Origin of the sequence: Paractinoplanes tereljensis (genome assembly GCF_016862435.1) — a bacterium.
GTDB classification, from domain to species: domain Bacteria; phylum Actinomycetota; class Actinomycetes; order Mycobacteriales; family Micromonosporaceae; genus Actinoplanes; species Actinoplanes tereljensis.
Map to the genome: position 1 here is coordinate 108,663 of NZ_BOMY01000031.1, position 13,871 is coordinate 122,533.

Annotated in this window: 12 protein-coding genes; 8 read left to right on the plus strand and 4 right to left on the minus strand. The window is 70.4% G+C overall.

The genetic code is table 11. The annotated features are described in order from the left end of the window. Positions 1–9: 9 nt before the first annotated feature. Positions 10–1,650: an aminotransferase class V-fold PLP-dependent enzyme gene (locus Ate02nite_RS22120; RefSeq protein ID WP_203808522.1), complete on the plus strand. Its 1,641-nt coding sequence runs from the start codon at positions 10–12 to the stop codon at positions 1,648–1,650. Positions 1,651–1,703: 53 nt separating this feature from the next. On the opposite strand, the gene Ate02nite_RS22125 is transcribed toward Ate02nite_RS22120, so the two are convergent. Both Ate02nite_RS22125 and Ate02nite_RS22130 read right to left on the minus strand, forming a co-directional pair. Further along, the gene (locus tag Ate02nite_RS22125) at positions 1,704–2,009 is read right to left on the minus strand and encodes a hypothetical protein (protein ID WP_203808524.1); all 306 of its coding nucleotides are present in this window, start codon (positions 2,007–2,009) and stop codon (positions 1,704–1,706) included. Between the two features lie 117 nt (positions 2,010–2,126). Further along, positions 2,127–3,152, minus strand: coding sequence for an alpha/beta hydrolase (locus Ate02nite_RS22130; protein ID WP_239147589.1), 1,026 nt, complete (start codon positions 3,150–3,152; stop codon positions 2,127–2,129). Between Ate02nite_RS22130 and Ate02nite_RS22135 the strand changes: the two genes are divergently transcribed. After that, positions 3,114–4,364: a sensor histidine kinase gene (locus tag Ate02nite_RS22135; RefSeq protein WP_239147590.1), complete on the plus strand. Its 1,251-nt coding sequence runs from the start codon at positions 3,114–3,116 to the stop codon at positions 4,362–4,364. The genes Ate02nite_RS22130 and Ate02nite_RS22135 overlap by 39 nt on opposite strands. 69 nt (positions 4,365–4,433) lie before the next feature. Further along, complete coding sequence (locus Ate02nite_RS22140; protein ID WP_203808526.1) at positions 4,434–6,848, plus strand: transglycosylase domain-containing protein; 2,415 nt, start codon at positions 4,434–4,436, stop codon at positions 6,846–6,848. Positions 6,849–6,850: 2 nt separating this feature from the next. On the opposite strand, the gene Ate02nite_RS22145 is transcribed toward Ate02nite_RS22140, so the two are convergent. Beyond that, entirely contained in the window at positions 6,851–7,762 is a 912-nt protein-coding gene (locus tag Ate02nite_RS22145; RefSeq protein WP_239147591.1) for an aminotransferase class I/II-fold pyridoxal phosphate-dependent enzyme, read from the minus strand. 44 nt (positions 7,763–7,806) lie between these two features. On the opposite strand from Ate02nite_RS22145, the gene Ate02nite_RS22150 reads away from it, so the two are divergent. The 5 genes from Ate02nite_RS22150 to Ate02nite_RS22170 are packed head-to-tail and all read left to right on the plus strand — an operon-like array spanning position 7,807 to position 13,050. Further along, positions 7,807–9,174 carry a PQQ-dependent sugar dehydrogenase gene (locus Ate02nite_RS22150; RefSeq protein ID WP_239147592.1) on the plus strand — a complete coding sequence of 456 codons (1,368 nt, stop codon included), beginning with the start codon at positions 7,807–7,809 and terminating at the stop codon, positions 9,172–9,174. Between the two features lie 42 nt (positions 9,175–9,216). Next, a complete protein-coding gene (locus Ate02nite_RS22155; RefSeq protein ID WP_239147593.1) occupies positions 9,217–10,242 on the plus strand; it encodes a FecCD family ABC transporter permease in 1,026 nt (341 codons plus the stop codon). After that, on the plus strand, positions 10,239–11,285 hold the full coding sequence (locus Ate02nite_RS22160) for a FecCD family ABC transporter permease (RefSeq protein WP_203808528.1): 1,047 nt from the start codon (positions 10,239–10,241) through the stop codon (positions 11,283–11,285). The genes Ate02nite_RS22155 and Ate02nite_RS22160 overlap by 4 nt, the downstream gene beginning before the upstream one ends. After that, on the plus strand, positions 11,282–12,070 hold the full coding sequence (locus Ate02nite_RS22165; protein ID WP_203808530.1) for an ABC transporter ATP-binding protein: 789 nt from the start codon (positions 11,282–11,284) through the stop codon (positions 12,068–12,070). Before Ate02nite_RS22160 ends, Ate02nite_RS22165 begins: the two co-directional genes overlap by 4 nt. After that, complete coding sequence (locus tag Ate02nite_RS22170) at positions 12,067–13,050, plus strand: ABC transporter substrate-binding protein (RefSeq protein WP_203808532.1); 984 nt, start codon at positions 12,067–12,069, stop codon at positions 13,048–13,050. Before Ate02nite_RS22165 ends, Ate02nite_RS22170 begins: the two co-directional genes overlap by 4 nt. A gap of 7 nt (positions 13,051–13,057) precedes the next feature. Here Ate02nite_RS22170 and Ate02nite_RS22175 read toward each other — a convergent pair whose 3' ends face one another. Further along, positions 13,058–13,870, minus strand: a complete 813-nt coding sequence (locus Ate02nite_RS22175; RefSeq protein ID WP_239147594.1) for a CAP domain-containing protein — start codon at positions 13,868–13,870, stop codon at positions 13,058–13,060. Position 13,871 lies beyond the last annotated feature (1 nt).

Below are 13,871 nucleotides of genomic sequence, written 5' to 3' on the forward strand. Positions count from 1 at the left end.
GTCGGGACCATGGACACCCCCATTCTGGAACGGATCCGCCGGGGCCTGATCGGCGCCGGCGCGGTCCTCGACGGCCCGTACGGTCCCCGGCGGATCACCCACGCCGACTACACGGCCTCCGGTCAGGCTCTGGACTTCATCGAGGACTTCATCCGCACCCGGGTGCTGCCCGGCTACGCCAACACGCACACCGAGGCGTCGGCGACCGGCGCGCAGACCGGCCTGCTGCGTGAGGAGGCCCGGGCCCTGGTGCACCGCAGCGTCGGGGCCGGCCGCGACGACGTCGTGCTGTTCTGCGGCTCCGGCGCGACCGCCGCGGTCAACAAACTGGTCGCCCTGCTCGGCCTGCGCATCCCGGAGACCCTCGACGACCGGTACGACCTGTCGGCGCACATCCCGGTGGCGGATCGCCCGGTGGTCTTCATCGGCCCCTACGAGCACCACTCCAACGAGCTGCCGTGGCGCGAGTCGATCGCCGAGGTGGTGCCGATCGGCGCCGATTCAACCGGACATGTCGACCTTTTTGAGCTTGAAGAACGACTCCGGGAGTACGCCTCCCGGCCGTTGCGGATCGGCAGTTTCTCGGCCGCCTCCAACGTCACCGGCATCCTCACCGACGTGACCGCGGTGTCCGCGCTGCTGCGCTCGCACGGCGCGCTGGCGGTGTGGGACTACGCGGCGGCCGGCCCGTACATCCCGATCACGATGGCCGACAAGGACGCGGTGTTCCTGTCCCCGCACAAGTTCGCCGGCGGCCCGCAGACCCCCGGCGTGCTGGTGCTGCGCCGGAAGCTGATGGCCAACCGGGTGCCGGTGGTGCCCGGCGGCGGCACTGTCGCGTTCGTCGACCCGGTCGGGCACAAGTACCTGGACGACCCGGTGGCCCGGGAGGAGGGCGGCACCCCGGCCATCGTCGAGTCCATCCGGGCCGGGCTGGTCTTCCAGGTCAAGGACGAGGTGGGCACCGACCTGATCGGCGCCCGCGAACACGCGCTGTGGCAGCGCCTGCTGACCCGCTGGGCGTCGTGCCCGCGGATCGAGATCCTCGGCGACCTGACCGCCGACCGGCTGCCGATCGTCTCGTTCCAGATCCGGGCCGGCTCCCGCTACCTGCACCACAACTTCGTGGTGGCGCTGCTCAACGACCTGTTCGGCATCCAGATGCGCGGCGGTTGCTCGTGCGCCGGCCCGTACGGCCACCGGCTGCTGGGCATCGACGACGCCCACTCCCGCGAGTTCCGCGACGAGATCGCGAGGGGCTGGGAGGGCATCAAGCCGGGTTGGTCCCGGCTGAACCTGGGCTACTTCATCTCCGATGCGGTGGCCGACTACCTGGCCGAGGCGGTGGCCCTGATCGCCGAACACGGCGAACGCATGCTGCCGGACTACCGTTTCGACCCGCACACCGCCCGCTGGACCCACACCGCCCACCCCGGCCCGCGCGTCCACCTGACCGACCTGCGCCTGGACGCCGACCCCACCCCGGCCCCGGACCCGCTCGGCGAGGACGTCCTGCCCACCCACCTGGCCGAGGCCCGCCACCTGATGGAGTCCCGCCCCGACCCGGTCGACGGCACGGCTCCCGGCCTGCCCGCAAGCTTCGAAAAGCTCCGCTGGTTCCTGCTCCCGGACGCCTGCCTGGCCGGATAAACGGCTGATGGAGGCCCGAGGGCCTCCATCAGCACTTGCTTTGATCAGGCTGGTCAGTGCGGGTGTGGCCAGTTCTGGCCCTGGCCCTGGTCCTGCCAGTCGTCGTTGTCGTCGCCGGAGGTCAGGGCCCACTGGCCCCGGTACGGGCCGAAGCGGACCAGGTTGCACTCCGGGTCTTCCCAGCGGCGCTGGCCGACCCGGGCCACCCACAGGCAGTCGGACCGGTTGTCGAAGTAGGCGACCACGTCGCCGTCGTGCCCGGGCGGCGGCGCCGGACTTGCCTGCGCTGGGGCCGCGCCGATTACCGCGGTCATGATTCCGGCGCCGAGCAGCATCGACAGCTTTGTCGTAGTGCGCATGTCGCGTCCTTCCTATTCATGACATGGGACTTGACCAGGCCACCACGAAAGGCCGCGACGCATCCGGCGAACCGCGCTTTTGCCACATCTCGCCCGGCGGTGGCGGACAATGGAAGCTCAGCGTTCCAGGCGGTGGGCCAACCAGGTCACCGCCTGCGGGTATCGGTAGTCGATGCCACCGTGCGCGGCCGGGAACAGCTCGAAGTGCACCCGGTGGTCCTCGACGCCGATCCGGGACAGGCCCGCCCGGAACGCCTCGGCCCCCAGGTCCAGGAACCACTCGTCGCGGGTGCCGGCGTCGATCCAGATGGCCCGCTGCGAGCGCAACGCGTCGGCGTACCGGTCGATCATCCGGATCGGGTCCCAGGCCAGCCAGCGTTCCCACAGCGCCGGGATGATCTCCCCGCTGCGCGGGTCGAAGGGCAACCGCGGCGTGCCGTCCGGGTCGGCGGAGAAGGCTGCGGCACAACCCAGGACGAGTACGAGGAGCTGGTCGTACTCCTTCGTGAACGGGGTGCGGCCACCGAAGTCCGCCCACCACTTCAGGATGTCGTGGTCGTAGTCGCGCAGCGCCCGCGCGGTCTTGGCGAACTCGTTGAGGTAGCAGTACTCGTACAGAGCGTCGCCGGCGTGCGTGGCGAGCGCGCCGAACAGGTCCGGCCGCAGCATCGGGGTGACCATCGCGCCGAAGCCGCCGGACGACTTCCCGCTGATCGCGCGCGATCCGGGCGCGGCGATCGTCCGGAAGCGCCCGTCGACCCAGGGAACAACTTCCTCGCAGAGGTACGAGTGGTAGCGCCCGGTTCCCGCAGAGTCCACGAACTGCGAGCCCCCGTAGGCAGTCCACGCGTCGACGTAGACCAGGATGCACCCGGGTGCGTCCCCGCCGGCGAACACCGCGTCGGCGGTCTCGATGAACGGCTGCTTGAACGCCGACCGGTTCGCCCACATACCGACGTGCCCGGCGTAACCCTGGATCACGTAGATGGCGGGATACCGCTCGTCCGACGAGTCGTAGCCGGGCGGGGTGTAGACCCACAGCGGCCGCACGTGCGGGTCGCCGAGCGGATTGCCGCGTAGCAGCGCCGACTCGATCGTTTCCTGGTGAAGCTTCCCGGCGAGTTCTTGGTTCCATGGCAGCACGCTGACCAGCTTAAGTGCGATCTATATAGTGAAAAGGTAGGACGCAACCGGCTCTTCAGGCTTTTCGGAACCGGGCCGCGGGCGGCGGCCCGGCAGGCCGGTGCGCTCTTCTTACTGGCCGGGCTGCTCGGGTTTGCCGGCATCGCCAACGACCCGGGTAACGCCGAGCGGCTGCTGGTGGTGGCGTTCTGCGACTTCGCGCTGGCGCTGCTCGCGCTGGTGGTGCCGTGGGAACGGGCCCGGCGGAACTCGCCGGCCGTGCTCGGGCTGCTCGGGTTTGCCGTGCTCGGGCTGTCGACCTGGTCGTTCGGTGGGATCGCGGCCGGCACCGGGCCGTTCCTGGTGTTGCTGTACGCCTGGGCGGCACTTCACTTCCCGCGCTGGATCCTGCTCGCCTACATCGCGCCGGCCACCGCCGCGTACCTCGTCCCGCTGATTTTGACCCACCAGCCGCCGATGGTGGTCAGCAGTGCGTTCATCTTCATGCCGATCGCGATCGCGGTGGCCCTGCTCATCGAGGCGCAGGCTCGCCACCTGCGGGACGACCGGGCGCGGCTGGCCCGGATCGAGGAGTGGCGGTCGGCGATGGTCAACACGCTGGCCCACGACGTGCGGTCGCCGCTGTCCACCGTACGGATGACTCTTGAAGAATTGAAGGAGAGCGCGACCGGGCATGAGGAGCGGATGGTGGATGCCGCTCTGCGGCAGACCGCCCGGGTTTACCGGCTGGCCGACGGCCTGCTGGACATGCAGCGCATCGACAGCACCGGCCACCTCAAGCTCGATCGCCGGCGGCAGCCGGCCCGGCTCCTCGTCCAGGACGCCCTCGCCTACGTGCGCACCGACCGGGAGCTTGTCGTCGAGGTGCCCGGTGACCTGATGGTCTGCGTCGACAAGCAGCGGTTCGAGCAGATTCTGATCAACCTGGTCGGCAACGCGCTGCGGTACGGCAAGCCGCCGGTGGTGATCTGCATGTCGCACGACGGCGCGATGGACCGGCTCGAGGTGCGCGACCACGGGCCGGGCATCCCGGACGAACTGCGGTCGACCCTGTTCGGGCAGTTCGCGGTGGGTGGCCCGGAGGGTGTCGGGCTGGGCCTGTGGATCGTGCGGCAGCTGGCCGTCGCGCACGGCGGGGAGGCGGTGGCCGAGGCCCGCGATCCCGGCGTGGCCATGGTCATCACGTTTCCACCCTCGTTGAACCTTCCCTGACTTGACACCGTGAGGTGTGATTGACGCGGCTCGCTACCCTCGCGAGCGCCAAGTCACGGGGTGGTGCGGGTGAGTTCGTGGATACGGCGACGCGATCACAACATCTTTCTCAACGCGTTCTCGTTCTTGACGTGCGGTCTGCTGACCGGCGTGGTCGTCGCCGCTGCCGTGTTCCCGGTGGCCGCGATGTCCGGCCTGGTCGCGCGGGCCGGCAACACCGCGTTCGCGAACCTGCCCGGTGAGATCAAGAAGTTCCGTTCGCCGCAGGTCACCCGGATCTACGCGTCCGACAACAAGACGCAGATCGCCCAGTTCTACGACGAGTTCCGCAGTGACGTGCCGCTGAAGGACATCTCGAAGTACATGCCCGCCGCCATGATCGCGGCCGAGGACCGGGAGTTCCCCAACCACAACGGCGTCGACATCAAGGGTGTCGCCCGCGCGATGGTGAGCAACAACCAGGGCAAAGCCGGCAAGCAGGGCGCCTCGACGATCACCATGCAACTGGTCCGGATGTCCCTGGCCTACTCGGCGACCAACCCGCAGGAGGTCGTGGACGCCACCAAGGACACGCCGAAGCGCAAGGTCACCGAGATGAAGTACGCGATGCAGCTCGAGAAGGAACTGAACAAGGACCAGATCATCGAGCGGTACCTGAACATCGCACCCTTCGGCAAGCAGACGTACGGGATCTTCGCGGCCAGCCAGGTCTACTTCAACAAGAAGCCGAAGGACCTCACGATCGGCCAGGCGGCCATGCTCGCCGGCATCGTGCGGGCGCCGTCCTACTACGACCCGACCACCGGCGAGGGTTACGACCAGCTGCTGCAGCGCCGCAACGCGTACGTGATCCCCGGCATGGTCGAGACCGGCGCGATCACCCAGGCCGAGGCCACCGCGGCGGTCAAGGAAGGCATCCCGCGGCAGGTGCGGCAGGTCAGCAACGGCTGTGTGTCGGTGGCGAAGAACGACTGGGGCTTCTTCTGCGACTACTTCTACCGCTGGTGGCTGGGCCGGGAGGAGTTCGGTTCCACGCCGTACGACCGGGAGCGTCGCCTGAAGGCCGGCGGTTACCGGATCACCACCACGCTGGACATCAAGGCGCAGACCAAGGCGCGCGAGAACATCGCCGACCAGATCTCGGTCAACAACAAGAACGCGCTGCTGCTGGCGGCGGTGCAGCCCGGTAACGGCAAGGTGCGGCTGCTGGCCACCAACCGGCGGTTCAAGCTCGACGACAAGGCGCACCCGCAGAACAAGATCACGTCTGATCCGGCCAAGGCCAAGAAGGGCATCCGGGGCAGTTACCCGAACACGACGAACCCGCTGCTCACCGGCGGTGGGGACATCACCGGTTACCAGGCCGGCTCGGTGATGAAGATGTTCACCATGGTGGCCGCGCTGGAAAAGGGTTACCCGCTGGCGTACACCATCAAGGCCGAAAAGCAGTACAAATCCGGCTACATCATCGACTCCGGCAACGATTCGGCCTGCCAGGGTACGCATTTCTGGTGCCCGCAGAACTCGGGCGGCGGTGGCGAGGGCGTCTACAACATGTGGACCGGGTTCGGTAAGTCGATCAACACGTTCTTCGTGCCGCTGGAGGAACGGGTCGGTGCGGAGAATGTGGTCAGTGTGGCGAAGCGGTTCGGCGTGAAGTTCCGCGCGCCGAACGACGCGCTGCTGGCCCAGCCGGGCAACTCGCACCAGTGGGGCGCGTTCACCCTCGGCGTCTCGTCCACCACCCCGCTCGACATGGCCAACGCGTACGCCACCCTGGCCGGCGACGGCATGTACTGCGATCCCACCCCGATCGAGCAGATCACCACCCAGGCCGGCGAGAAACTCGACGTCGGCAAGCCGCACTGCGTGCGCGCCACCAGCAGCGACGTGGCCCGCGCCGCGCTCGACGCGACCCGCTGCCCGGTCGGCGACTCGGCCCAGCTCGGCAGCTGCAACGGCGCCACCGCCCGGGCGACCCGCGGCGTGGTCGGGCACCCGGTGTTCGGGAAGACCGGCACCACCGACAACGACAAGACCGCCGCGCTGATCGCCGGCACCACCTCGCTGGTCGTGGCCGGTTACCTGGTCAACCCGGACTGGCAGGCGCACCGCGACCGGATGTCGCACGACACCGTCAACCCGGCGGTCTACAACACGCTCGCCGACGCCATGAAGGGCAAGCCGAAGATCCAGTTCAAGCGGCCGGAGAGCCGGAAGATCGCGCTCGGCGATCAGCGCTCCATCCCGGACGTCGAATGCGACTCGATCAGCAGTGCCCGCAGTCGCCTGGACGGAGCCGGCTTCTCGGTGTCGGTCGGCCACGACGTCGACTCGAAGTGCCCGGCCGGCACGGCGGCCGGCACCAACCCGAGCGGCCGCACCATCCGCGGCGGCGTGGTGATCATCGAGGTCAGCAACGGCAAGGGCGCGGAGCCTACGCCGGGGACGACCCCGCCGACGGCCCGGCCACCTCGCCGCTGACGTCAGGAAGGACGGCGCTGACGGGGGATGGCCGGCCGCAGCGCGCCGTCCTTCGCCAGCGAGGTCAGCACGTTGTTGAGCTCGTCCACCTGGGCGTCGGTGTGCGCCGCGGTGAGCTGGATCCGGAAGCCGATCTCGTCGCGCGGCACGCCCGGGTAGGGGGCGAGCGTCACGTACTGCCCGGCCCGCCACAGCCGCTCGGACACCTCGATCAGGTCGTGCTCGGCCGAGATCGGAATCTCCACCACCGGGGTGTCGTCCACATTGAGGGTGTGCAGGCCGAGGCCGCGCACGTGCCCGAGGAGCTTCGCGGTCAGCCGGTAGAGATGACCGCGCAGCTCGTCGCCGCGCTTCTCGTTGACATCCAGGCCGGCCCAGACCGTGGCCAGCGACGCCACCGGCGCCGGGCCGGAATAGAGGTAGGTCGGCGCGGCCACCTTGAGCCGGTCCTTCATCGCGGTGGGCAGGGCCAGAAAGGCCAACAGCGACGAGTACGCCTTGGAAAAGCCGCCCACCAGCACGATGTTGTCGTAGGTCTCGCCGCTGTGCTTGACGATCGCGTTGCCGCGCATCCCGTACGGCGAGGTCTCGGCCGGGCCGCGCTCGCCGATCACGCCCATCCCGTGCGCGTCGTCCACGTACAGCACCGCGTCGTACTCCCGGCAGAGCCGGGCGTAGACCCGCAGGTCGGGCACGTCGCCGGTCATGCTGTTGACCCCGTCCATGCAGACCATCACCGGCCGGGCGGTGGCCTCCTTGAGCAGCTTCTCCAGGGTGGCGACGTCGCCGCTGCGGAAGCGCTGCATCGTGGCACCCTGGCCGCGGGCGAACACGCAGCCGTCGTAGATGGTCCGGTGCGCCCGGCTCTCCATGATCAGCGTGCCCTTTGGCCTACCCGCAAGATCGACGATCAATCGGAAACGTCAGACCGAGCCGAGATTGGCTGGAGGTGGCGTGGATGGGTAAAGATCGCCGGATGACGATCGTGGCGCGTTCGGCGCTGGCCGGCGGTCTGGCGCTCGCGCTGGCCGCGTGTACCTTGACCTCCTCGGCCGAACCGGCGGCACCGGCCGCCCCGGTGACCGTGCCGCCCGGCCTGGCCACCACCGCGGTGCGGGCGCTCGAGGGCACCGGGGCGGCGCCGTTCGACCAGGCCCGGCAGGTGCAGGCGCCGCCCGGCTGGACGGTCAGCGTCTGGGCGCGGGTGCCCAGCGCCCGGCTGCTGGCCTGGACGCCGGACAAGAAGCTGCTGGTCTCCCGGCCGGGCGCCGGCGACGTTGTGGCGCTGACCCCGGGCTCGGGCGATGCCCCGCCCATCCAGTCGACGCTGATCGGCGGGCTGACCCAGCCGCACGGCCTGGCCTTCGACGGCGACAAGCTCTATCTGGCCGAGAGCAACCAGATCGACTCCTTCACCTACCGGGACGGCCGGCTCTCCGGCAAGCAGGTGGTGGCCGGCGGACTGCCCGACACCAAGAGCCCGGAACTGGGCGGTAAGTACGCGCACGCGCTGAAGAGCGTCGCGGTCGGCGCCGACCACGCGGTCTACTTCTCGATCGGCTCGTCCGGCAACGTGACCCCGGAGGACCGGTCGGCCAGTCCGGAGGCGGCCGCGATCCTGCGGATCCCGCCGGGCGGCGGGGCGGCCAGCACGTTCGCGCACGGCGTGCGCAACGGCACCGGGCTCGCGATCGACCCGGACGGCGGGGTGTGGACCGCGGTCAACAACCGGGACAACACCGAATATCCGTACGACCAGGACTACGACGGCGACGGCGACTCGGACCAGGGCAAGGTCATCGTGGGGTACGTCAACGACCACCCGCTCGAACCGCTGGCCCGGCTGACCCAGGGGCGCGACCTCGGCTGGCCGTACTGCAATCCCGACCCCGACCTGCAGCCGGGCGAGAAGAGCACGACGTTCAGCTACACCAAGCGCCCGTTTGTGCGTGACCTGCAGACCAACGCCGACGGTTCGAAGCTCGACTGTGCGGCACTGCCCCCGGTCGAGCAGGGGATGGGCGCGCACAGCGCGCCGCTGGGGCTGAGCTTCGCGACTTCGCCGGGCCTTTCCGGAGAGTACGGGGTGGGAGCGCTGGCCGGCATTCACGGCTCGTGGAACCGGAAGCCGCCGCGCTCGCCCGAGGTGTCGTTCTTCGCCTGGCGGGACGGCACGCTCGGTCCGCAGCAGACGCTGATCACCGGTTTCCAGAGCACCGACGGCTCGCGGTGGGGCCGGCCGGTGGCGGCGGTGCAGGGGCCGGATGGCGCTCTCTATGTCAGTGACGACCTGGCCGGCGCGGTCTACCGGGTCACCATGTCCTGACCCGCCTGGGTGGCGATGTAAGGCTAGCCTAAGCTACCTCGCGTGCCCGCCTCGTTGATCATTCCGGCGTCGTTGCGGCGCCCCGGGATCATCGGCGCGCTCACGCTTCTGGCGATGCTCGCCGTGCTGGCCAGCCTCGCGTTCGGCAGCAGCCGGCTGAGCGCCGGGCAGGTCTGGGACACGCTTTTCCACTCCGGGTCGGCCCCGGAAGACCTGCACGCGATCATCTTCGGCGTGCGGATTCCCCGTACGATCCTGGGGGTCATTGTCGGGGTTTGTCTCGGCGTGGCCGGGACCCTGATGCAGGGACACACCCGCAATCCCCTCGCCGATCCGGGTATTTTCGGGGTTTCCGCCGGGGCCGGGCTGGCCGTGGTGATCGGCGTCTTCGTTTTTGGCGTCACCGGCAATGCCTTCACCGTGGTGTTCGCCGTGGTCGGGGCGCTGATCGCGAGCGTCGCCGTATTCGGCATCACGGCGGCCGGCAGCGAACCGGCCAGCCCGGTGCCGATGGCGCTGGCCGGCGCGGCGGTGTCCGCCCTGCTCGACGCGCTCACCTCGTTCATCGTGCTGGCCGACCGGGACGCCCTCGAGGCCTACCGGCTGTGGGTGGTCGGGTCGCTCTCCGGGCGGCCGACCGGCGTTGCCGTCGCGGTGCTGCCGTTCGCGGCGGCCGGCCTGCTGCTCGCGGTGCTCAACACCCGGGCTCTGGACAACCTCAGTCTCGGCACGGAGATGGCCCGCGGGCTCGGCGAGAACGTGCTCGTCGCCCGGGTCGTCGGGCTGGCCGCGATCACTCTGCTGACCGCCGCCGCCACCGCAGCCGCCGGGCCGGTCGGGTTCGTCGGGCTGGTCGTGCCGCACCTGGCCCGGCCACTTGTCGGCGCCGGACACCGGTGGCTGCTGCCGGCCTCGGCGCTGCTCGGCATCAGCCTGGTGCTCGGGGCCGACGTGGTCGGGCGGATGATCGGCGGCACCGGCGAGGTCCAGGTCGGCATCGTCCTCGCCGTACTCGGCGGGCCGTTCTTCGTGGCCGTAGCCCGGCGCCGATCGCTGGCAGCGCTATGAGCGGGTTTGAATTCGGGCCGATCGGGGTGCCGTTCCGGCCCCGCGCCCTGCTGATCTCGATCGGTGCGCTGATCCTGCTGCTCGTGCTGGTGGTGGCCGGGATCGCGGCCGGCAGCGCGACCATCGGGCCGGCCGACGTCGTGCGCACGCTGCTCGGCGGCGGCACCCACGCGCAGCACCTGATCGTCGTCGAGCTGCGGCTGCCACGGGTGCTCACCGGCGTACTCGTCGGCCTCTGTCTCGGTATTGCCGGTGCCTTGACCCAGACCTTCACCCGGAACCCGCTCGCCACCCCGGACATCATCGGGGTCACCGCCGGGGCGTCGGCCGGCGCGGTCGGCGCGATCGTGCTCGGCGGCGGTACCTACGCGGTCACCGGGCTGCTGCTCGGCAGTGGCATCCCGGCCGCCGCCATCGCCGGGGCGCTGATCGCCTCGGCGGTCACCTACGGGCTCGGCTGGCGCAACGGGGTGGAGAGCTACCGGCTCATCCTGGTCGGCATCGGGGTCGGGTCGGTGCTCACCGCCTTCACCAGTTACCTGCTGGTTCGGGCCCAGATCATCGAGGCCACCCAGGCCACCGCGTGGCTGGTCGGCAGCCTCAACGGGACCACCTGGGACGGCGTCCGGCCGCTGCTGATCGTCACCGCGGTGGCCGGGCCGCTCGCGGTGGCCTGCTCGGCGCCGCTGGCCATCGCGCAGCTCGGTGACGAGACGGCGACCGGGGTCGGGCTCGGCGTACAGCGGCACCGGCTGCTGGTCATCGCGCTCACCGTGGTCCTCACCGGCTCCTCGGTGGCCGCGGCCGGCCCGATCGGGTTCGTCGCGTTCGTGGTGCCGCAGATCGCGGTGCGGATCGCCGCCGCCTCCCGGCCGCCGATCGTGCTCTCCGGCCTGCTCGGCGGGTGCCTGGTGGTCGGCGCCGACCTGGCCGCCCGGACCGTCTTCCCGTGGGTGGTCCCGGTCGGCCTGTTGACCACCGTCGTCGGTGCGCCCTATCTGATCTGGCTGCTGATCCGGCACCGTAGGGAGTTCATCTCATGACCACGGCCCTCGAAGCGCGCGGCCTGCGGGTCGCCTACGACGGCACGGTGGTGCTCGACGGGCTCGACCTCAGCATCGAGAGCGGGCAGATCACCACCCTGGTCGGCGCCAACGGCAGCGGCAAGTCCACCCTGCTCAAGACCCTCGGCCGGATCCTCAAGCCGTCTTCCGGCGAAGTGCTGCTCGAAGGCTCCGCGATCACCTCGATCGGGACCAAGGAGGTCGCCCGGCGGCTGGCGATCCTGCCGCAGAGCCCGTCCGCGCCGACCGGCATCAGCGTCCGCGAGCTGGTCATGCGCGGGCGCAACCCGCACCAGACCTGGGCCCGGCCCTGGTCGGCCGAGGACGCCGCGATCGTCGCCGAGGCGCTGGCCGCGACCGGCCTGTCCGAGGTCGCCGACCGGGACGTCGGGGCGCTCTCCGGCGGGCAGCGCCAGCGGGTGTGGATCGCTCTGGTCGTCGCCCAGCAGGCCGGCACCCTGCTGCTGGACGAGCCGACCACCTTCCTCGACCTCACCCACCAGCTCTCGGTGCTGCGGCTGGTGCGCCGGATCAACCGCGACTCGGGCGCCACCGTGGTGATGGTCCTGCACGACCTGTCGCTGGCCGCCCGGTACTCCGACCGGCTCGTCGTGCTGCACCGCGGCGCCGTCGTCGCCGACGGCACCCCGGCCGAGGTGCTCACCCCTTCCGTCCTGCGCACGGCGTTCGACCTGGATGCCCGCGTCGTCCCCGACCCTGTCACCGGAACCCCGCTGGTGGTTCCCGAGGAAGGCCCCTCATGAGAATCCTCGTCGCCGCGGTAGCGGCCACCGCCCTGCTGCTCACCGGATGCTCCAGCGGCTCGTCCACGCCGGACGCGGCCGCCGCCACCTCGGACGGCCCGTGGAGCTTCACCGACGATCTCGGCAAGACGGTCACCCTCGACCACCGGCCGGCCCGGGTCGCCGGGCTCAGCGAGGTGGTGGTGTCGCTCGCGAAGTACGGCATCAAGCCGGTCGCCGCGTTCGGGTACGCCTCGATCAAGACCGACCCGCGCTTCGAGGGCGTGGATACCACCGGCATCACCGAGGTCGGCGCGACGTACGGCGAGATCGACGTGGAGAAGCTCACCGAGGCCGCGCCGGACATCATCGTGGCCGACGTCTACCCGACCGACACCAAGGGCACGATCGATCCCACCCAGCCGGACTACGGCTTCAAGGACGTCGCCCAGCAGACCCAGATCGCCAAGATCGCGCCGATCGTGACCCTGAAGATGGGCGGCGACGGCGCCGACGTGATCAAGCGGACCACCGAGCTGGCCACTTCGCTCGGCGCCTCGGCCGAGACCGTCGCTACTGCCGAGAAGGCGTACACGGCGGCGAAGACCGACCTGCAGACCACTGCGGCCGCGAGTCAGGTCGAGGTTGTCGCCCTCTATGCCGACGCCGACGGGGTCAGCGTGGCCAAGGCGCAGGACGACCCGGCCCTGCGCCTCTACAGCGACCTCGGGGTCAAGTTCTTCGCGCCTACCCCGGAGGGGTTCTACTGGGGCACCTACAGCTGGGAGAACGCCGGGAAGATCGGCGGCGACATGGTGCTGCTGAACTCGAGCGGTTACCAGCAGGCCGAGCTGCTCAAGCAGCCGACGTTCGCTACCACCGCGGCGGCCAAGTCCGGTCAGTTCCACCCGTGGAGCTCGCCCGGCCTGGACTACGTGTCCCAGGCCGCGTACATGACCCAGCTTTCGGGCTTCCTGAAGGAGTCCAAGCCCGTCAGCTAACTGCTTCTCAGTTGACGAAATCCTGGGTGAACCACACCTTGCCGTTGGCGTCCCGGGTCACCGCGAGGCCGATCCGCTTGAAGCCGGTGTTGAGCAGGTTCTTGCGGTGACCGTCGTTCGGGGCCACCTCGGCCAGCATCAGGTCGGTCAGGCCGTTGGCGGCCGTGATGATCGACGCCTCGGTGTTCGACGCGTTGCCCTGGCCGATGTTCTCGCCGGCCGAGCTCCAGGAGACGCCGGCCGCGGTGAACCGGTCGCCTAGGCCGGCCTCGCCGCTGCACTGGTGTGACAGGCCGCAGCCGCCGGCCATCAGGGCGTTGTGCGCGGCTGAGGCGGCCGAGAGCTGCGGGCTCAGGGTCAGCGTGGACAGGCCCTCGGCGGTGCGGGCGGCGTTGATGTGCGCCAGGGCGGCCGCGATGACCGGGTCGGTGGCCGGGCTCGTCGTCGGGCTTGTCGTCGGGTTTGTGGTCGGGTTTGTCGGCGCGGCGGTGGTCGGCGACGTGGTGGCCGGCACGGTCGTCGGCTCCGTGGTCGGTGCCGTCGTCGTGGGGGCCGCGCTGGTCGGCTGCGTTGTCGGCGCGGTGGTCGCCGGCGTGCTGGTCGGCGTGGCGGTGGTCCTGGTCGGCCGGGGCCGGCGCTGGCCCGCGGTGGCCTCGGTGGTGGTGGCCGGGCCGAGCGATGCGGCGGCCGGCTTGGCCTCCGAGCGGTGGAACGTTCGTGCCGAGGCGACCCCCGTCGCGGTGGCGCCGAGCACGGCGACGGTGACGCCGGCCATGACGACGTAGCGGGTCCGGGTGGGCTTGCGGTGACGCGAGGGCACG